General features: G+C 51.2%; 16 protein-coding genes. 14 read left to right on the plus strand and 2 right to left on the minus strand.

The window, feature by feature from the left end; all coding sequences use genetic code 11:
* The first annotated feature begins 64 nt into the window (after positions 1–64).
* From BLR71_RS04940 to BLR71_RS05005, 14 genes are all read left to right on the plus strand, one after another.
* The gene (locus tag BLR71_RS04940; RefSeq protein ID WP_092523697.1) at positions 65–994 is read left to right on the plus strand and encodes a Gfo/Idh/MocA family protein; all 930 of its coding nucleotides are present in this window, start codon (positions 65–67) and stop codon (positions 992–994) included.
* Positions 972–1,799, plus strand: a complete 828-nt coding sequence (locus tag BLR71_RS04945; RefSeq protein WP_092523699.1) for an SDR family oxidoreductase — start codon at positions 972–974, stop codon at positions 1,797–1,799. Before BLR71_RS04940 ends, BLR71_RS04945 begins: the two co-directional genes overlap by 23 nt.
* A 47-nt stretch (positions 1,800–1,846) precedes the next feature.
* Positions 1,847–2,842 (plus strand): polysaccharide deacetylase family protein, encoded by a 996-nt coding sequence (locus BLR71_RS04950; protein ID WP_092523701.1) that lies wholly within the window; start codon positions 1,847–1,849, stop codon positions 2,840–2,842.
* Between the two features lie 31 nt (positions 2,843–2,873).
* Positions 2,874–4,163 carry a DUF4910 domain-containing protein gene (locus BLR71_RS04955; protein ID WP_092523703.1) on the plus strand — a complete coding sequence of 430 codons (1,290 nt, stop codon included), beginning with the start codon at positions 2,874–2,876 and terminating at the stop codon, positions 4,161–4,163.
* 98 nt (positions 4,164–4,261) lie between these two features.
* Complete coding sequence (locus BLR71_RS04960; protein WP_092523705.1) at positions 4,262–6,067, plus strand: ABC transporter ATP-binding protein; 1,806 nt, start codon at positions 4,262–4,264, stop codon at positions 6,065–6,067.
* Between the two features lie 108 nt (positions 6,068–6,175).
* The gene (locus tag BLR71_RS04965; protein ID WP_092523707.1) at positions 6,176–7,606 is read left to right on the plus strand and encodes a capsular polysaccharide export protein, LipB/KpsS family; all 1,431 of its coding nucleotides are present in this window, start codon (positions 6,176–6,178) and stop codon (positions 7,604–7,606) included.
* 97 nt (positions 7,607–7,703) lie between these two features.
* Positions 7,704–9,497 carry an asparagine synthetase B family protein gene (locus BLR71_RS04970; protein WP_092523709.1) on the plus strand — a complete coding sequence of 598 codons (1,794 nt, stop codon included), beginning with the start codon at positions 7,704–7,706 and terminating at the stop codon, positions 9,495–9,497.
* Positions 9,498–9,578: 81 nt separating this feature from the next.
* Complete coding sequence (locus tag BLR71_RS04975; protein WP_092523711.1) at positions 9,579–10,391, plus strand: glycosyltransferase family 2 protein; 813 nt, start codon at positions 9,579–9,581, stop codon at positions 10,389–10,391.
* Between the two features lie 124 nt (positions 10,392–10,515).
* Positions 10,516–11,649 (plus strand): hypothetical protein, encoded by a 1,134-nt coding sequence (locus BLR71_RS17380; protein ID WP_139172542.1) that lies wholly within the window; start codon positions 10,516–10,518, stop codon positions 11,647–11,649.
* A gap of 157 nt (positions 11,650–11,806) precedes the next feature.
* A complete protein-coding gene (locus tag BLR71_RS04985; RefSeq protein WP_092523715.1) occupies positions 11,807–13,018 on the plus strand; it encodes a glycosyltransferase family 4 protein in 1,212 nt (403 codons plus the stop codon).
* Positions 12,999–13,592 (plus strand): sugar transferase, encoded by a 594-nt coding sequence (locus BLR71_RS04990; protein WP_092523717.1) that lies wholly within the window; start codon positions 12,999–13,001, stop codon positions 13,590–13,592. The genes BLR71_RS04985 and BLR71_RS04990 overlap by 20 nt, the downstream gene beginning before the upstream one ends.
* 67 nt (positions 13,593–13,659) lie before the next feature.
* Positions 13,660–14,862 carry a type III PLP-dependent enzyme domain-containing protein gene (locus BLR71_RS04995; protein WP_175491616.1) on the plus strand — a complete coding sequence of 401 codons (1,203 nt, stop codon included), beginning with the start codon at positions 13,660–13,662 and terminating at the stop codon, positions 14,860–14,862.
* An 81-nt stretch (positions 14,863–14,943) separates the two neighbouring features.
* The gene (locus tag BLR71_RS05000) at positions 14,944–16,050 is read left to right on the plus strand and encodes an ATP-grasp domain-containing protein (RefSeq protein WP_175491617.1); all 1,107 of its coding nucleotides are present in this window, start codon (positions 14,944–14,946) and stop codon (positions 16,048–16,050) included.
* A gap of 25 nt (positions 16,051–16,075) precedes the next feature.
* Positions 16,076–17,248: a DegT/DnrJ/EryC1/StrS family aminotransferase gene (locus BLR71_RS05005; RefSeq protein WP_092523723.1), complete on the plus strand. Its 1,173-nt coding sequence runs from the start codon at positions 16,076–16,078 to the stop codon at positions 17,246–17,248.
* Positions 17,249–17,340: 92 nt separating this feature from the next.
* Here the strand turns inward: BLR71_RS05005 and tviB are convergent, their stop codons facing one another.
* Positions 17,341–18,627 (minus strand): Vi polysaccharide biosynthesis UDP-N-acetylglucosamine C-6 dehydrogenase TviB, encoded by a 1,287-nt coding sequence (tviB, locus tag BLR71_RS05010; RefSeq protein WP_092523725.1) that lies wholly within the window; start codon positions 18,625–18,627, stop codon positions 17,341–17,343.
* A 21-nt stretch (positions 18,628–18,648) separates the two neighbouring features.
* Complete coding sequence (locus BLR71_RS05015; RefSeq protein WP_092524435.1) at positions 18,649–20,709, minus strand: nucleoside-diphosphate sugar epimerase/dehydratase; 2,061 nt, start codon at positions 20,707–20,709, stop codon at positions 18,649–18,651.
* Positions 20,710–21,199: the final 490 nt, after the last annotated feature.

The following is a 21,199-nucleotide window of genomic DNA, read 5'->3' on the forward strand; positions in this document are numbered from 1 at the left end:
TTCGTCGTGTCTATTCAATCTCTTGATACCCAACTCCTGCTCTTAAGTTAGAGGCGTACGCCCCATGGTCACGCGTGTCGGCATGCTGGGAATGAGTGATGGTAACGGCCATCCGTTCTCTTTCTCTGCGATCATTAACGGTTACTCAGACAGTGGGATGCGGCATTCCGGCTGGCCAGGCATCTATGACTATGTGAGTCGTCGCCATGGGTCGGAATTCGGCGTCGGTGATCTTCGCGTCACCCATGCCTGGACGCAGCACGTAGAACAAACGGCGCTACTTTGCAGGGCCGCAAGTATTGCGCATGCCGTTTCATCACCTACGGATATGTTGGGTGAAGTGGATGCGGTGGTTATTGCTAGAGACGATCACACCTCGCATCTCCCTCTGGCCAAGCCATTTCTGGAAGCCGGTATACCCGTATTTATCGATAAGCCTCTGACACTGGATATTGACGAGTTGCGCTGGTTTACGCCTTATCTGGAGAGTGGGTTGCTGATGTCCTGCTCAGGGATGCGCTATGCAAAGGAACTGGATGCATGCAGAGCAGGGCAGGTCAATCACGGTGAGATCAGACTGGCGCGCGGAACCATCCTCAATGATTGGGAGCGCTATGGCATACATCTTTTAGACGCCATCCTGCCGTTGATGTCATCTCGACCGATATCGGTTAGCGCCCTGCCAGGCCAACATGACTCTGTGGTCGTCTTACTGGAAGACGGTGTGCCTGTCCATATAGATGCCCTCGGACAAGTGCCAGCAATGTTTCGTATAGAAGTGATGGGCAGTCAGCATATCTCAAGCTTTGATATTACGGACAACTTCTCAATGTTCCGCCGCACGCTCTGGGCTTTCTGGCGACAAGTCGTCGAAGGACGGCCGACAATTGCGACGACAGAGACTCTCGATGTCATTCGTACACTGATCGCTGGAAAAATGGCGCTACAGAACCGAAAGGAGGTGTCACTCGATGGACTCGGCGACCTTTTATGACCTGTTCGATCTCAAGGGGCGCGTCGCAATCGTGACCGGAGGGCTCGGCATTCTGGGGCGCAACTTCTGTCAGGCGCTGGCCGAATTTGGTGCCAATGTCGTGGTGGCTGACCTGGATGGCGCTTCCGCGAAGCGCTATGCAGCGGATCTTGAGCGGGACACGGGCGTGCGTTGTATCGGACTGCCTTGTGATGTCAGTGACGAGGGATCGGTGGAGGTACTAGTCACTAGCACCATCGAGCACTTCGGTGCCATTGACATTCTGCACAATAATGCGGCCAGTAAGTCCGATGATCTTGATGCCTTTTTCACGCCGGTAGAAGAATACAGCCTGGCGGAGTGGAGAAAGATCATGGCCGTCAATCTGGACGGCGTATTTCTGGTGTCGCGTAGTGTGGGGCGCCGCATGATTGAGCAGGGTAGGGGAGGAAGTATCATCCATACTGGCTCTATTTATGGCGAGTTAGGGTGCGATCCTCGCATTTATGAAGGATCTGAATACTTAGGCGTTGCCATTAACACGCCACCTGTCTATGCCGCCTCCAAGGCAGGTGTGTCCGGGCTTGCAAGGTATCTTGCCACTAACTGGGCGCCGCACGGTATTCGGGTCAATACCCTGATTCCTGGTGGAGTCCAAAGCGGTCAGAACGCCGCATTCGTTGATCGTTACTCCCAGCGAGTGCCACTGGCAAGGATGGGGCAGCCCGTCGACCTAGTGGGAGCCCTTATCTTCCTGGCCTCAGACGCTTCGCGATACGTGACTGGTCAGTGCCTGTATGTCGATGGCGGGCTCAGCGCCTGGTAGCCCGCAGAACATTTCGATAAGAAGACAATGACTAGGTAGCGACGATAATGGCCAATAATCTCACCATCGTGATGTATCACTATGTCCGCCCCTTGAAAGGGTCCCGCTATCCTGAGCTCAAGGCCCTGGAGCTGGACAAATTTCGCGGCCAGCTTGATTTTATACAGCATCACTACACCGCAGTGACGATGGAAGACGTCATCGCTGCGAGCCGGGACGAGGCCAGGCTACCTGAGCAAGCCATCCTGCTGACCTTTGATGATGGCTATCGGGATCACTACGAGCATGTCTTGCCGCTTCTGTTGGAGCGAGGCATGCAAGGAAGTTTCTTTCCCCCCGCTTGTGCGGTAAGGGAAGGGCGAGTGTTAGACGTCAACAAGATTCACTTCACCCTTGCCAGTGGCACCAATCCACAGCGGTTGATCGACGAGATCTTTGCCGAAATGGATGCTCACCGAAAACAATATGGTTTGCTCAGTAATGCGGAATACTTTGCGACCTTTTCGAGGGAAAGTCGCTATGACAGTGCCAAGGTGACCTTCATCAAGCGCATCCTGCAAAAAGGGCTGCCGGCGGCGATGCGAGGGCCATTAATTGACCGGCTTTTTCGACAATTCGTTACCCAAGATGAGCGCGACTTTGCGGCCGAACTGTACATGACCGATACCGAGCTTCGAGACCTGCTTGATGCCGGCATGTACATTGGCAGTCATGGTGATCAGCATCTTTGGCTGAATACACTTAGTGGCGAAGAACAGCTACGCGAAGTCGAAACCAGTCTGGCATTCATGGCGGATCTTGGTGTATCGCAACAGGATTGGGTCATGTGTTACCCCTATGGCGGCTATAACGATGCTCTGCTATCGCTATTGCGCAAAAAGGGCTGTGCATTGGGGCTGACGGTTGATGTCGGTGTGGCAGATCTGGCGATAACGGACCCTCTATGCCTGCCCAGGTTGGATACGAACGACTTGCCCAGTTCGCTTGATGTTTATTCCGTTGATAGTGAGCCGGCCAGCGATGGCCATCAACTCGAGGCGTAACCTCATATGAGTCGTCGTAACAGGACTTGCCATGACTGACATGATGAAACTGCTAGCCGATCTGACGCCGCTCAACCGCGTGGTGTGCTCTAGCGACTTTGACGATACCATTCGCTACATGCAGGACATTCTGCCATTTCGGGAACATACCTATTCTGCTGATAATCACTATAATGGTTGGGTGATTCCCAATAAATGGGATATCAAAGCCGCTAGGATTGATTATCAGGGAAAAACGATCTACGAGAGCGGACATCCGTTGGCCGTCATGGCCCTCTCCACTTCTTTTAGAGGCACCGTGGATCGCGAGGAACTGCGGTGTCATCTCCACTACGACCATCGTTACCCTGACGCTGTCCCTTTCCACTTCCGTCAGCTCTTTCGTAGTTGGCAGCGAGACTGGGGTTTTTGTGTGCCAAAAACCTTCTACGACGGCCTTCAGGAAGGCGACTACGATGTTCTGATCGAGACTGAAGAGGCGCCGGGAACGCTGCGGGTGATAGATTACACCCTCGAGGGGAAGTCCCCCGAAACGATCATTTTTGCTGCTAATTTGGATCACCCTGGTGTAGCCAACGACGGCCTATCCGGTGTGGCGGTGGGTGTGGCCCTGTTCGAGGCATTGCGCCGACGCCAGGAAAAGACCAACTTCAGCTACCGACTGGTACTGGCACCGGGCATCATCGGCAATGAATATTATCTGGGCCACCTGACGAGTGCCGAGAAAGAGCACTTGCTAGAAGGGGTAATGCTGGAAATGCTAGGTTCACCTACCGAGCTGGCCCTTCAGCATTCCCGTCATCGCGAGTCCAATATAGAGTTAGCTGTAGTCGACTCGCTAGTAGAGAATGATTGTGAACACCATACCGGCGAATTTGAAAGCGAATTACTTAACGATGAGTATATCTGGGAAGCCTATGGCATTCCCATGGCATCATTATCACGCTTTCCGTATCCCGAATATCACACCGATCACGATAACCTGGACTTAATGCGACCCGAAAGGTTGGAAGAAGCCGTAAAGGTGCTGCTGGATGCTGTCGAGACGTTAGAGTCAAGTCCCATCATCCGCAAGCGTTTCTCAGGTAACATCTGCTTGTCCAATCCCAAATATGATCTATACATCGACCCTGGACAGGCCGCCTTTGGCGATATGCCTGATGAACAGCGCCGTCGCATGCGATTACTAATGGACACCATTCCGACCCTCAATCGGCCTACGAGTATCAATATACTGGCTGAGCGTGTTGGCCTGCCACTACTGATGGTCGAGAACTATCTGAAAAAATGGGTCGCTCATGGCCTGCTGGAAATGACTTGATTTTTTATCTGGCCTAGAAAGTGAGTTGTTTGAAAGTTTTTTCTCTGAAGTACCTGCCCTTCTTTTAAAGACGTTCTACCCTACCTTGGGTGAGTAAAATGTTGAAAAGTATAAAAGAACTGTATTCGTTGTTAAATAAGGAGCAGCGATCTAAACTCCTCGTTATGCAGTTGCTGGTTGTTTTTATGTCTTTCTCTGAGTTGGCAGGTGTTGTCTCTGTTGGACCCTTTATGGCCCTGGTCGGCGATATGAGCCGGCTCGAAGGTGATTCCCTGTGGGCTGAAATCTATCGCGTCAGCGGAGCCTCTTCACCTAATGATTTTATCTTCTGGTTTGGTGTTGGCGTGTTGTTGCTTTTAAGTATTACCACGCTAATATCTATATTTGCTACCTGGCAACTAGAAATGTTCGGTCACCGCGTCGGGGCGGAGCTTTCTAGCCGCTTGTTTAAACACTATATGTATCAGCCTTGGCTATTCCACGCTAATGGCAGTAGCAGTCAACTTTCAAAACAAATAGCTCAAGAATGCCAGCGTGTTACCGTTTCTGTGATAATCCCTCTAATGAACATGAATGCCAAGGTTGTGATGGCAAGCCTGATGGCGACGGCACTGTTCCTTTATGACCCGCTAGTCGCAATAGTTGGCTTGTTGATTTTCATGATCGCTTATCTGCTTCTCTACCGTACAGTGCGCAGTCGGCTGATCAGAAATGGGACGACGGTTTCACAAACCCAGGCGCTACGGTTCAAGTTGATGGCGGAGGGGTTTGGCGGCATCAAAGATGCACTCTTGCTTGGGCGGCAGCGCGTGTTTACCGAACGCTTCGAACACGTGAGCCAACGGTTTGCCGATGCACAGGGTACTACCTTGGCAATGAGCCAGGTACCGCGCTTTGCCATGGAGCTAGTGGCATTTGGTGCTGTGATATTCCTAGTACTTTATCTGCTGGCTGCTCATCAAGGTAACTTGGGCACCATTCTGCCAGTGCTCTCCGTCTATGCCCTGGCTGGCGTCAAGCTTCTTCCGGCCTTCCAGCAAATATACTCCAGCGTGTCTCGGGTGCGAGGTAACCTGGCCGCATTCGAGTCAATGCGTGATGACCTTCACGCCAGTGCGATTAGCAGTGTTGATCAGGCTTTAGCGGATCCCGAGAAAGCTGGTCGTTGGGTACCTCAGCAGTCCATCGAATTTCGCGACGTCCACTTTACGTATCCTGGCAAACAAACGCCTGCCGTGGCTGGATTATCACTTAAGATCACCGCTAACCAAGTCATCGGTCTTGTTGGAGCCTCTGGTTCTGGGAAGTCGACAGCCATCGATCTCCTGCTAGGGTTGATCGACCCGGTAAGCGGCCAGGTACTCATCGATGGCGAACCTCTGACCGCGATGAATAGACGGGCCTGGCAGAACAGTCTTGGCCTGGTGCCACAGAGTATTTTTCTCTCTGATACCAGCATTCGCGAGAACATTGCGTTTGGTCTACCGCCTGCTGACATCGATGACGCTCGCGTGGAACGGGCGGCGAGTCTGGCGAATCTCGATGATCTGATATCGGAGCTTCCTGAGGGGCTAGAGACCGATGTGGGTGAGCGCGGGGTCCAGCTTTCTGGTGGACAGCGCCAGAGGATCGGTATCGCCCGTGCCTTGTATCACGATGCTGACGTGCTCGTACTGGATGAGGCCACCAGTGCTTTGGATGGTATCACTGAGCAGTTGGTGATGGATGCGATCCATGAGTTCTCAGGCACCAAGACGATCGTTCTCATAGCTCATCGCCTCGCGACTGTGAAGCAGTGTGACTGTATCTATCTGATGAAAGATGGACGAGTTATTGATCAAGGCCGATTTGAGGACCTGGTCATTCGTAACGATACTTTCAAGCGGATGGCAGAGCGGGCCTGATTCATCTCAAAATTATCAATGATCATTGAGCTGCGCCAGTAGGCGATGTTGGCTTGTGATAAAGATTAATAAAAAAGAGAAGTTTTCCGCAGCTGGGAGTCTTTTAGAATGAAAAATGTTTTCTTTCTCTTGTCGGTGAGTGAGCCTTTCTTTTCTGACTGTATGAGGTTGTTCAAGAAGGATGCGCGTAGCAAGGATGTGCACCTGTCTTGTTTCTCATATTGCAACAAGGGTGATAACGACTTATCTGTTTTTGATTATGCCGTTTATTTTAAGGATGTTCTTGATTCCAGAAAAGGCTTCAGTGTTAAAGAGTGTCTCCAGCAAGCGAAGCGGATGGAAGAGGAGTATCAATTCGTCTTGTCAGATTTGATTCATGCGGAGCGTAATTTTGATCGCTTTGGTAAGCAGGATGCATTCCGTACTGCTGTCGTAATGGCGTTGAAGATAGAGGAGGTTCATTCATTAAAACCGATTGAGATGGTGGTGTCAGAAGGGCTGGATGATTTTTTAAGTATGTTTTTATACTTCTTCTCAAAAAAGAATGGTGTGCCTTTCAGATATCCCGTTCGTAGTAGAATCGGTACCGGCTTATATCTTTCCGATGGCCCAGATGGCCATGTCGTCAAGAAGAGCTTAAATAAAAAAGCCAAGTCCATGTCTGAAGCCGAGGCGTATATAGAAAATTACTTGGAAGAAAAGGTTCAGCCATCATATATGGTTGCAAATAGACGCTTTTTTAAGGTGGCTAGTAAGCAAGATATCCTAACTTTTGGGAAGATGTTGGTGCTGAAGGATAGAAATACAACCTTTCACGCATACCAGAACCCTTCTAACGCCTTGATGAAAAGAGTGCTTCGGATAATCAATGCTTCAAGATACGCTTCATGCTTGAGTAAGAATGAGGCTGACCTTGAGGCTTTGTCAGATATGGGGTTGAAGTATTTTATTTATCCGCTGCATTTTCATCCAGAAGCATCAACCCTTATAAAGGGGCGTTGGATAAATAACCAGCTTCAGATTATAGAATTCATCTCAAAGTCATTGCCTTCTGACTGTGTGTTGCTTGTAAAAGAACATAAGGTATCTATAGGAAGAAGGCAGAGAAGTTTTTATAATGAAGTTGTCAAGCACCATAATGTGATGCTGGTCAGTCATAAGTTAAATCCCCACGACCTAATCAAGCGATCATGTGGTGTGGTGACTATCTCCTCTAGCATGGGGTTAGAGGCAATATTTCATGATAAAGCGGTTATATGTTTCGGTGATGTTTTTTACAACCGCATAAGCGGCGTAGTGAATGCAAGAAATATCGCCAAGATGAATGATTATGTATTAAAAGCCTTGGGTTTTAAAGGCTATTCAAAAGATGAGGTTAGATTTCTTATACACGAAATAATAACATCCTCGGCTTTCCCCGATAAAGACTTTAGCCCACATAAATATGCTGAAGAACACTGTGAGGTCTTCCTGGATTTGCTCTCAGAAGATATTGACTCTGTCATCAGCGGGGAAGCGTTAAGAGAAGAAGTAGCATAGCCGACATCATGTAGTGACTTCTCCTGGTGCAGGCCAATCTTTCTGGCCGTTTTTCGTAGTTAGTTCCATGTCGATTATTTTTCGACAGGAGATATAAATGTGCGGCATATTTTTTTGCAAAGTTCTTGATGAGTCAGTGTACGATCATTTCGACCTGGACGAGCTATTTGCGAGATCTCTTGAAAAGATGAGGTACCGCGGAGAAGATAATGTGGCCGTTCGGAAAATAAATGGACTTTACTTTGGCCACGCGCGCCTGGCCATAAATGGTTTGAATTCGGCTTCCAATCAGCCTGTAGTAACTAGTGACTACGCTCTTATATTTAATGGAGAGTATTATAATTATAAAGAAGCTTACCCGAACAGGGAGTCAGATACGCTTGCGTTATTCGACTATTTGCAGGAAAGAAGGTATGCCCACTCTTCTGTGAATGGGCCATATGCTTATGCATGGTATGATAAAAAGAGTAACAAGGTTTTCTTTCGTAGAGATTTTTTTGGTGAAAAACCTCTTTATTACTACATGGATAAAAAAGTTTTGGTGGTGTCATCCACGCTTAAATCCATTCTGTCTTTTGTGAAGGGGATCGGTGTTGAGGTTCGGCTTAATGTTGAATCTTTGCGAAGTGATTATGTGATAAATGGTTTTATCAGGGAACCTGAAACCATCTGGAAAGGTATATATGAGGTTCCGCCGAACCACTCACTTATCTTAGAAGGTTTGGAAGTTTCTCTGCAGAAGGAGAAGATCGGCTTTTTAGCTAATGCCGGGCCTGCAGCAGCTGAAAGTTATGTGGAGCATTCACTAATAGCTAGAGACGTCGATGCGGCTCTGTTACTGAGTTCTGGTGTGGACTCGAGTTATCTTTTGGTAAAGTCGATTGAGGCGGGTGCCGGCTTATCACTGGTAACTTATGGAGGTGGTGAGGGTGCTGGGGAAGTTGGGGAAGTTGGTGAAGTTGAAGAAAACCTATCTTCCATAGACTTGAATAAAGCCGGCTGTCAATTTTCCTCACTCCAAAGAGATAATGAAGGTCATCCGGTAAATATCAGAGAAGAGCTTGAGTATTATGCAGATATCATGGAGCAGCCCACCTCAGACGGCCTTCAGGTGCATAGGATCTTGCAGCACCTAAAAATGGAATTCCCTCATCTGAAAGTGGTTTACTCTGGTTTGGGAGGTGACGAGATATTTGGCGGTTATCCATCTTTCAAGAATTACCAGATAGTCAATATATTGGCCGGAATTCCTCGGGCATCGCTTCTTGTGCCAAAAATGAGAAGGTTTTTAGAGGGGAGGACAATACTTGGTGAATGGAGCGTTATGGCATATTACTTTCTGTATAGGGCCGACCCATTGTTCGTAAAAAAGGAATGCGCGGATAGGGTCAAAGAGTCCTATGAGCGGTTTAAAAAAGGTGTTTATGAATCGGTTCCAGAAGAACTTATGGAGAGGTTCAAGAAGTGCTCCGGCATGCAGCTAAAGTTTCTTGAGACGTTCGATTACTGCAAGAACCAGTTGCTGAGAGATATGGATAATATCTCTATGCATCATGGTGTTGAAGCCAGAGTTCCTCTTCTTAACCCTTACCTCATTATCCAGCCCGTAGACAATAAGAAAAACCTGAAAGAATACGTGCAAGCTAGGACAAAAATATCTTTTGGGAAGAAGAAGGGGTTTTCTATTCTCGATAGCGAAAGCTTGGATGTATACAAAGACTCCTTGAGTGGTAATAAGAAAACCCTTGATACGGTGTTCGGAGACAATATCTGCAATGGTTATGCTCTTTCCGATATTGGTCTTATGAGGAAGTTCTCGTTTATTGCAGAGTGGTTGAAAGCGAACGTTGTCGTTTCTGAGGCAGATGGCAGCACGTTGGTAGCCAAATGAAATTGGCGCTTTTAGTGAGGCTAGGGATAACCGGCAATCTCATTCAAGGCTGTCAATAACGCAAGGAATAACGAGAATAAGATGATGGATAAGTCACGTGACCCTCTGGTGAGCTTCTATATGACGGTAAGGAATGGACTTCCATTCCTTCCTGGCTCTATCGAAAGCATTAGAAAACAAACCTATTCTAACTGGGAGGCTGTGATCGTTGATGATGGGTCCTTCGATAATACGTTGGAATATTTGCGTGAAGTTGAGAAGATAGACCCGCGCTTCAGGGTTATTGCTACAGATGGGGTTGGTCGTGGCAAAGCGTTGAATATGGCGATCGAGAGCGCGCGGGGAGAGTATGTGGCGAATTTAGATTCTGACGACTTGTCACATCCACAGCGTTTAGAGGTTCAGGTTAGTATTTTATTGGCTACTAAATGCAGCCTGCTATATAGTGAAACTAGCTACATTCATGATGATGATGATATCGAGTGGCCTCATCTCTCCCAGCCGATAAGTCACCATGTTGAAGATGTGTCGATGGACTTGATGAAAAGAAATCCGGTTAGTCATATAAGTGTGATTTGCCAGCGGAGTGCAATCATAGAAGTTGGGTTTTATAGTGAAGTTAGAAAATCTCAGCTTGACTATGAGCTATGGTTCAGGCTCGTAAAAAACGGCGTCGCGTTGCAGAGGACGAGCTACTGTCTTGCCGCTAAAAGGATTCACACTGCGCAGTCGTTTGAGAATAAGAAACGCATAAAATACCTCTTTTCTAGCATGTTGTTACAAAATAAGATTATCAGCGAGATAGATGGGGGAATCAGGTATCGTCCTTATCCCTTTTTACGCTTCATCTATGGCCTTTTGCCACAGAAGCTAAGGGTGCGCCGCACACGCTGACTGCCAGGTAAATTGTTACACTTCATAAAGGCTTCGATTAATCCTGTACTTTGGCGGCCATTTTGATTTTTTCATCTTTAAATTGTGCCGAGTATGAGCCATTGAAAGATGGTTGGGGGATGCCGTGATTTGGATAGTATTTTTGACTTTGCTCGTTGCAGGTGCATTGAGCCCAATGTATGTGTATCCTAGCGGCCAAGCTCAACCTACGGATTATGTTTTCGCGGCCATGGTCGTTTTGGTCTATTTTCATTCGATAGCCACTTCAAGAGCGCTCCCATTGGCCAAGCTCCCGCTTTATTGGTTAGGGCTTATATGTTGGATAGTTCTGCATTGTCTGGTTTTATCGTTGCTTCTTCAGTCGACAGAGTTTTATCGTGTTATTGCCTTTTGGACATACAATGCTGCCGTCGCCTCCTGTTTTTTATATTTAATTGATTGTGACGATAAAGGTAGAGTTTACATCGAGCGGGCGATTTGTCTTGGACTAATAGTTTCTGGGTTTGGCGTCTTTCTTTCACTGAGTGAGGGCGGTCGAGTGACCGGGTTCTTTAATAACCCAAATCAACTTGCATTCTATTCTCTGCTGGGCGTCTCTTCCTTGCTGGTGATTAATAGAATGAGTTTAAATATTAGACCTCTGACGATCATGGCAGTGCTTTCTGCCGTTGCTGGCATATTTGCCGCGTCCTCATTAGCAGCAATTGCAGGTTTTTTGTTGGTTGTTTTCGGCTACTTGCTGGCGAATCTACAGCCGAAGAGGCTTTTTCGATTTCTGGTTTTAATCGTATCATTCTTTGTTGTCACCTCGTTCTTTGATGATCAGATTTTGAATAGTATAATTGATAATGTTTATGACAGGTCTCTTGTGGCTGGTGAGAAGTTCGACTCTATAGGTAAAGAAAGGAACTATGATCGTATCTTTGCTTTTCCCGAATATATAATTATAGGGGCCGGGGAGGGGCATCTGGAACGTTTTTATCCCTATGATAAACTAGAAATACATTCAAGCTTCGGTAATTTGTTGTTTGCATATGGCATTCCCGGTATAGGCTTGTTTTTACTCTTGGTTTTTTCTCTTTTACGAAATGCTCCACTACCTGTTTGGCTCGTCGTATCGGGGCCAATGGTATATTCATTGACCCACATGGGGCTCAGAACAACGTTGTTCTGGATTTTCTTGGCTATCGTTTGGTCTGAGTATGGGCAGGAAAAGTCTCACGGCCATAATTACAGAGTTCTCGGCGAAAGTTCCTGATCTGAATTTCTTTGGAGACCAGCTACTTGTTGCTCCCATACGTGCGCTGCAATTATTTCAGTACTGGCACCTGGTGGCCCGCATTATGGAAGTGCCCATGCGGCAGGAGGCTGGCGTCCATTAACAATGCCACATGCCAGGCCGGAGGAGTGGGTAGATGAAACGATTCTTGATGATCGCTAGCTACGCTGATTCTTTGATTCACTTCCGCGGTCACCTGTTGGATTCCTTGATTGCCAATGGAATTGAGGTCCATGCCGCCTCGCCCGATGTCGCGTTTGACAACATCTGGCGGCGGCAGCTGGAGGAGAAAGGGGTCACGGTGCATGAGATCGGCATGCAGCGGACCGGGATGAATCCGCTCGTCGATTTGAGGACCTTCGCCGAACTCTATCGTCTGATGCGGCGTATTCAGCCCGATATCGTCATGGGATACACCATCAAGCCGGTGATCTACGGGACCCTCTGTGCTTGGATGTCAAGGGTTCCCAGACGGTTCGTGTTGATCACCGGCCTGGGCTATGCCTTCACCACCGATGTGTCGGGCAGGTGGTTCAGCAAGCGCCAGGGGCTGCTGTGGGTCGTACGATGCCTATACCGCGTGGCTTTGCGAGGGACCCACAAGGTGTTCTTTCAGAATCCTGATGACCAAGTGCTCTTTCGGCAGCTTAAGTTGCTGTCGGCCAAGATTCCCTCTCACGTCGTCAACGGCTCTGGAGTCGATTTGGACCAGTACGCGGTTGCGCCTCAGGCGAAAGGGCCGGTCAGATTTCTGATGATCGCCAGACTACTCGGTGACAAGGGGGTACGCGAGTATGTCAACGCCGCCCAGCAGGTACACCGGACCCATCCACAAGTAACGTTCGCCTTGGCCGGCTGGATCGATAACAACCCCGATGCCATTTCCCAACAGGAACTGGACGACTGGATCGCCGAGGGCACAGTCGATTATCTCGGCTGTCTCGATGATGTACGGCCAGCCATTGCTGCCTGCCACGTCTACGTTCTGCCGTCTTATCGTGAAGGCACGCCTCGCACGGTACTCGAGGCCATGGCCATGGGACGGGCGGTCATCACCAGCGATGCACCCGGCTGCCGCGAGACAGTAAGCGAGCCAGCGAACGGCTACCTGGTCCCGGTTCGCGATGCCTCGCGGCTCGCCGAAGCCATGCGCCGTTTCATTGATAATCCCGAGCTGATCGGCGCTATGGGCCGCCAGTCCCGTGAGGTCGCTGAGGCCAAGTACGACGTCAACAAGGTCAACGCGGACCTTCTCGAGCAGATGGGAATGGGGGCTAAAGCAGAGGGATGTCGTGTCGAGCCGGTCCAGTCAGAACTGCGAGGTGTATATGGCAAAACGACTCTTTGACGTCAGTGTCGCACTGGCGCTGCTCGTGGTGCTTTCCCCCCTGATTACCATCGTGGCGATGTTGATCGCGTTCAGGCTGGGGCGGCCAGTGTTCTTCCGCCAGTCCAGGCCAGGCCTCCATGGGCGGCCCTACGAGATCGTCAAGTTTCGAACCATGCGGGATGCGGTCGATTCACAGGGCAGACCGCTGCCCGATGAAGCAAGGATGACGCGGTTGGGGACCTGGTTACGCGCGACCAGCATCGATGAGTTGCCCGAACTTTGGAACGTCGTAAAGGGCGAAATGAGTCTGGTCGGCCCTCGGCCGCTGATGATGGAGTATTTGCCCCGTTACAGTGTCGAGCAGCAGCGCCGTCACGAGGTACTTCCCGGCATCACCGGCTGGGCCCAGGTGAATGGGCGCAACTCGCTTTCCTGGCAAGAGAAGTTCGAGCTTGACGTTTGGTACGTGGATCACCGCACGGCATGGCTTGACCTTCGTATTCTGATGTTGACCGTTAAGAAAGTATTTTGCCGAGACGGGATCTCGGCGGAAGGGCATGTGACCGTCGAGGATTTCTATGGCAACGATTGACGCTTTGGGCTAGGAATCATCTCTTTGTTACATGAAGCCAATTCCATGGAGCCAGAGGAACCGGGTTATGTCCTACGATTACGCATTGCTTGCAGATATTTCGGGGCGCGTGGGAGGCTCCTTTTACATTTTCGATAGCGAGCTGTTCGAGCGTAACTATCGAGCATTCAGGGACAGCCTGCGGCAGTATTATTCCAATGCGGATGTCGCCTATTCGTTCAAGGCCAACTACATGCCTGCCTTGGGACGTATCCTGGATGACCTGGGCGGCATGGGTGAAGTCGTCTCTCGGCTAGAATACGATATCGCCAGACGTCACCTTCCGCCTGATCGGGTGATCTTCAATGGCCCGGTGAAGCGGGCAGAGGATGTGAAGCATTGCCTCGCTTGCGGTTCACGCCTCAACATCGATTCGTTCAATGAGATTGAGTACCTCGAGGCCTTGTCAGAAAGTTTTGATCATATCGAGGTGGGACTAAGGATCAGCTTTTCCCTGGAGGGCCGTACCTCGAGGTTCGGTTTCTGCAGCCACAATGGTGATCTGGAAAAAGCGCTCAAGCGGCTTCAAGCGATCGGTAATGTCACGGTCAACGGTATTCACTCCCACCTTAGTACGCGTGAAAAGAGCCTGGCGCTGTTTGCTTCGAGATCGGAAAGGATGATTGATCTGGCGGAGCGCATCAGCCCCTCCCGCCCACTGGCGTCCATCAACGTCGGGGGAGGGTTCTTTGGTGAGATACCGCCAGCGATGCGTGACCAGTTCCCCGTCGACCTTCCTTCCTTCGATGATTATGCCAGTACCATCGGCCGCATTTTCCAACAAGAGTACGGTGAGCGGGGGCCGCGGTTGATCATCGAGCCGGGTATCTCCCTGGTTGGCGATACCATGGTGCTGGTGGCCGAAGTCATCGAGATCAGAGAACGGCAGGGCACCAGGTACGCGTTGTTGGATACCAGTATCAATGTCGTTAATCCGACGCATTCGACGGCTCGGCGATGCTTCTCGATCGTACCTCGCCAGGCGCTTTCCGAACCGGGCCAGGACCACTATGTGCTAGTCGGCAACACCTGCATGGAGCACGATGTCATTGATGCGGATTTCGTGGGGCGAGTGCAGCGAGGCGATTTCATCGTCTTTCCCAATCGCGGGGCCTATTCGAACAATTACACGCCGCCTTTCATCATGCCGCCGGCCGCGATTGTCTCGCCCCATGGTGTGATCTACAAGGAAAGGGACGGCGTTGAGAGCATCCTCGCGACCTATCGCTAGTGATCTGTCCTACCTGTGCCGACCGTCGGTCGGCGCCCTGACTGCCTGCAATTTCAATGACGACCTTCCTGGAGAATGGCGATGAACGTGTTGCTTACCTGCGTGGGGCGACGCAGCTACCTAGTGGACTATTTCAGGCAAGCACTGTCCGGTGAGGGCATGGTCATCGGTGTCGACATGGATGCTGATACCGCCGGCATGGCATGTGTCGACAAGGCGTATCTCGTACCAAGGGCTGACTCCAGTGATTATATTCCGGCGTTGTTGGACATCTGTACGCGGGAGGGTGTCGGTCTGCTGGTATCGCTGTCGGACCTGGACCTGGGTCCTCTTTCTCGCGCCATTGACGCTTTCGGGCGCATCGGCGTTAAGACGTTCGTCAGCGATCCCGGTGTCATCGAGGTTGCCAATGACAAGTGGGCCTGTTTCGAGTTTCTTAAGCGCCATCACATCCCGAGCCCTCTCACCTGCCTGCAACTCGACGAGGTGCAACAGTATCTGCGTGATGGCCGTCTTGCTTTCCCGCTGATGGTTAAGCCGAGGTGGGGCATGGGCTCGGTCTCGTTGTTTAAGGTAAACGACGTCGAGGAGTTGGCGTTCTTCTATCACCATGCCCGTAATCAGGTTCGTGACTCCTTCCTTAACGTGATCAGTCAGGAGGATATCGACCACTCTGTGATTATCCAGGAATGGCTGGAAGGCGATGAATTCGGCATTGACGTATTGCATGACTTTGACGGCGAACACGTCGCCACGGTAGTTAAACAAAAGCTCGCCATGCGGGCCGGCGAGACCGACAGGGCCATCACCGTAGAGAATAGTAGGTTAGCGAGCACCGCTGAGCGTGTTGCTGCATGTCTTCGCCACAGGGGAAACCTGGATATCGACATCATGCTCGATTGCGATGGTTTGCCGCGTGTGCTGGAACTCAATGCGCGCTTCGGTGGTGGCTATCCTTTCTCACATCTTGCCGGTGTCGATTTTCCCAGGGCATTGATAGAACTGGCGCAGGGGCGACAACCCGCCTCTTATCTATTACGTGCGTCGATTGGCGTAAGGGGCATGAAGCATATTGTGCCGACCGTATCTTCAACCCCGCGTTGCGAAAAGATGTTTGAGGCGTTACCCCAAACGGAATGCACGGCTAGCATGCAGATATCATCGACCGGCAGCCCGCGTTCCGTATAGCAACGTCGCCTTGGAGGGCGTCAGAATGCTCAATTCTCATTTTTCTCCCTGGCCTGCTTTCACTGACGAAGAAGCCGATATTGTCAGGCAGGTGCTGCTTTCCAATAAGGTGAACTACTGGACCGGTAATGAAGGGCGCTTATTCGAAAGCGAGTTCGCTCGTTTTGCGGGTGCCGAATATGCCATTGCTGTTTCCAACGGCACCACGGCCCTTGATTTGGCGATGAAGGCCTTGGGAGTCGGTGAGGGTGACGAAGTGGTGGTCACTTCTCGTACCTTCATGGCATCGGTGTCCTCCATCGTCACCGCTGGAGCAGTGCCTGTGTTCGCGGATGTCGATCGCGACTCTCAGAACATTACGGCAAGCACGGTGGCCCCCCTGATTACGCCGCGCACCAAAGCCATTGTCGCAGTCCATCTGGCTGGCTGGCCTTGCGACATGGACGGATTGATGTCGCTGGCAGAACGCCATGGTCTAACTGTGATCGAGGATTGTGCTCAGGCCCATGGCGCCACCTGGCACGGGCGCAGCGTCGGCAGTATCGGGCATGTGGGGGCTTGGTCGTTTTGCCAGGACAAGATCATGACCACCGGCGGAGAGGGAGGCATGGTCACCACCAATGATCGGGCCTTGTGGCAACGGATGTGGGCCTACAAGGATCACGGCAAGAGTTGGGAGGCGGTATACGAGCGTGAGCATCCGCCAGGATTTCGCTGGTTACATGAATCCTTTGGCACCAATTGGCGCCTCACCGAAATGCAGGCCGCCATCGGCCGCGTGCAACTGCGCCGTATGTCGGATTGGACAAGGCAGCGTCGTGATAACCTGGGGCGCATTTGGCAGGCAGCACGAGGCTGTGGCCTACGGGTGCCAGAGTTGCCAGCCCATATCGGACACGCCGCTTACAAGGCCTATGTATTCGTGGATACAGCATCGCTGCGGCCAGGCTGGGATCGTGACCGGATCATCGACGAAATTCAGCAGCGTGGTATCCCGTGTCTCGGGGGCAGCTGTTCCGAGGTCTATCGTGAAAAAGCTTTCGATGGCACAGGGTGGCGGCCCGCTCAGGCTCTGCCGGTCGCCGCCGAACTGGGCAATACCAGCCTCATGTTTCTTGTCCACCCCACCTTGACGGCAGAGGAAATTGATCACACTTGTCTGACGTTACAGGACGTCATGGCCTTGGCTGTGGGTTGATCTTGTCATCGAGTCAATCTAAAAAGCGGCCATTACACCAAGCGCCCCCGGTCAAGATATCTTGGTCGGGGGCGCTGCGTTTGGTGGATAGGTTAGAGCCGCAAGTCGGCCTCGCCATTCGCCAGCAGATATTTCAGGTCGAATAGGACATGATTGGGCTTGCCCCAGGAGCGTATACGCTCAATGCCATAGTCGCGGAATTCATGATGGGCGACTGCCAGTATCATGGCGTCATAGCTGCCTTCATCTGGGCGCTCGACAGGGCGGATCCCATAAGCCTTTATGGCTTCGTCACGGTCGGCATGAGGATCCAAGACGTCGACCATGACGTTAAAGTCCGCCAGCTCGCGAATGATATCGGTGACACGCGTATTGCGCAGGTCCGGACAGTTCTCCTTGAAGGTTAGGCCAAGGATCAGCACCCGTGCGCCCTGTACGTGAATGCGTTCCTTGATCATTTGCTTGACCAGCTGGCCTGCAACATAGGCACCCATACCATCATTGATGCGTCGGCCTGACAGAATGACTTCAGGGTGATACCCCACCTGCTGGGCTTTGTGCGTCAAATAATAGGGGTCGACGCCAATACAGTGCCCGCCGACCAGCCCCGGCCGGAAGGGAAGAAAATTCCATTTGGTACCCGCGGCCAGCAAGACTTCTTCGGTATCGATACCCAGGCGATTGAAGATCATGGCCAACTCGTTGATAAGGGCAATGTTGACGTCGCGCTGAGTGTTCTCGATGACCTTGGCGGCCTCCGCCACCCTCATTGAACTGGCTTTGAAGGTGCCCGCCAGGATGACCGATGCATAGAGCGCGTCGACGAAGTTTGCCACATCGGGAGTTGAGCCTGACGTCACCTTTCTGATCGAGGTGACTCGATGTTCCTTATCGCCTGGGTTGATGCGTTCCGGACTGTAGCCGGCGAAGAAGTCGCGATTGAAGGCAAGCCCCGAGCCTCTCTCGATGACAGGAATGCATTCCTCTTCGGTGGCGCCAGGATAGACGGTCGATTCATAGATGACGATATTGCCTGGCGAAATGACCTGGGCCACCGTCTGGCTGGCCTTGAGCAGCGGGGAAAGGTCTGGGCAGTGCTGTGCGTCGATCGGCGTGGGCACCGTGACGATATAGACATTGCACTCGCGCAGTCGCTCGACATCATCACTGAAGTCGAGCTGTTTGGCATCTCTGAGCTCATCGCATGAGACTTCGCGCGTGGTATCGATACCGTCGGTAAGCTGCAGGATGCGATGGGGGTTGATGTCGAAGCCTAGCGTTGGATAACGCTTGCCGAACTCTACGGCTAGGGGCAGGCCGACATAACCCAGCCCGATCACGCCAATACGAATAGTGTCCAATTTCAGAGTCAGATCCATAATCCATGATCCTTGTGATAATCAGAAGTGGCTGTCCTTGGCCATGGCCGCAGCTGCGAGATTGAGTTGGGCTGACCTCAGCTTTAGAGGGCAAAGTGGGGTTGCTATACTTTCGTTGACTGGATGCTTCTCCTCCTCGATGACGGGAGTCTCTAGCGGCTGAGGTGTGGCTGTGTCTATGCGTTTCTGCAGCCAGAGCAGGTCGGAAATCGCATGATTGGGGTGGTAGGCGATGGGCGCTTCCAGCAAGAGCTCTCTGATGATTTCGTACTGAGCCTTGGCCACAGCGTTATGCAAACGACGTAAATAAGCTTCCAGGCGAGGCCATTTCCAGTGGGTGTCCCGAGCGGTCATGATGCGAGGGTGTGCTGTCGATGTGGTGTCGCTGCCGATCAGTAATTCTTCATAGAGCTTTTCCCCTGGGCGAAGGCCGCTATAGTGGATCGCAATGTCACCCTCTGGGTTGTCTTCCGTGATCAACTCGAGTCCTGAGAGTCGAACCATTTGCTTGGCCAAATCGACGATTTTGATTGGCTCACCCATGTCGAGCACGAAGACATTGCCGCCGTCACCCATTGCGCCTGCCTGGATCACCAGCTGAGCGGCTTCGGGAATCGTCATGAAGTAGCGGGTGATATTGGGGTGGGTGACCGTGATCGGCCCCCCGTCGCGTATCTGACGCCTGAATAAAGGCACAACGGAGCCGGATGAGCCCAGCACGTTACCGAAGCGAACCATGCAAAAACGTGTTTTAGCTTTTTCCCCGGACAGCGCCTGGCAGATGAGTTCGGCAAGGCGTTTGGTGGTGCCCATGACATTGGTTGGCCGCACGGCCTTGTCTGTCGAGATCAAGACGAAGGTTTCCACCCCACACTCGATAGCTGCCTGCGCGGTTTTGAGTGTGCCGAAGACATTATTGCGAATGCCTTCTACCATGTTGTGTTCTACCATCGGCACGTGCTTATAGGCGGCAGCGTGATAGAGCGTCTGCACGCCAAAGCTGCGCATCAGGAGAGTGAGGCGAGGCCGGTTCTGGACGGACACCAGCAGTGCCTTGATAGGTATGTCGAGATGATGGTGTTCGGCGAGTGCCTTGATTTCCTGCTCTATGCGATAAAGCGCGTATTCACAGACATCCAGCAGCAGCAGCTGACGTGGTTCCTGTAGCAGAATTTGCCGGCTAAGTTCGGAGCCTATCGAACCGCCTGCTCCCGTCACCATCACGACCTTGCCCAGGATGTTGGCCTGCATCAGTAATGGCTGAGGCGGCACAGGGTCACGGCCCAGCAGGTCTTCGACGGTCACGTTGCGGATGTCATTGATTCGCGCGCGCCCAGTGACGATGTCTGCTGTACCCGGAACGGTTTGTACCGGGATCATGAGTGGCTCTAGTGCCTTCAAGATGGCGCGTCGTCTTGCTCTAGTCGCACTGGGAATCGCTAGTAAAATCTGTTCTACGCCGTAATCATTGATCAGTTCGCCAATCTGTTCAGGGGCGTGCACCTCCAGCCCTTCGACTTGAGTGCCATGCATCCCTCGCCAGTCATCCACGAAGGCTACTGGTGCATGCTGGTCACTATGTTTCAGTGAGTTCACCAGATGGGCGCCAGCGGCTCCGGCGCCATATATCACCACAGGTATCCGGCTCTTGATGCTTGCTCTTCTGTAGGCTGCCCTGAGGAGATAGCGAAGACCTCCAACACTCACGAATGCCAGCAGGAAAAAGACCAAAGACACGGATATGACGGATATAGGGGATGGCGAACCCAGCATAAAACTGACGGCAATAAGGGTGACGGTTGTAGCAGCCAGGCCTTGCAGGATGGTCTTGAGCGCGCGTTGATTGATATATCTGATTACCGCACGGTAAAACCCTAGCCTGACGAAATAGTAGATGCCGATAGGTAGCGTAATGAAAAATGCCAGCCAAGCGTTTTTATCCAGAACGCTGCTCAGGTGCTCGTATTTTATCAGCATGGCAAACAAGAAACTCAGGGTGAGGCACGCAGAGTCGACAAGCACCTGAATGAGTCGCTTGTATATGCGAGGCAGTCTGAATATATGATGAATTAATTTATGCATCATTTCACCTTCATCCCTGTGTCTTTATGCGATCATCTAGTTTTCGGGTCGCATTTTTTATAATTATGTCGTTCGTTATTGCGTGACATGCTGCATATGAAAACCTTTTGGCTGTCTGCTGACGCATGAGTCGCTGTCAGCGTGTTGTTTTGTGTTGCCAATGTTAAATTGTGTTGTATTATGATAAATGGCGTAAGCAGTCTTCCCAAGATGGTTTTTCTAGTCTATTTCGGGATGAGAGAGTAGGTATAAGCAGTACAATTTTAATGTTGTGAATATTATAAGTTCATACGTTAATTGGCGGCCGGTTCGTTAATAATGGTGAGAGAAAGTATTAGAAAAATAGTCACCTGCTAACGCCATCTCTTCCTGGCGGCCTGCTTCGGAGTTAGTGGCTGATTGCTTGTCATCCTATCTCGCGACGTAAAGTGGAGTGCGGTGCGCCAACGGCTTGTGGGCATTGGGTGTCGGCGTCTTGAATTGGACTTGA

It is taken from the genome of Onishia taeanensis, from assembly GCF_900100755.1.
Lineage (GTDB): Bacteria > Pseudomonadota > Gammaproteobacteria > Pseudomonadales > Halomonadaceae > Onishia > Onishia taeanensis.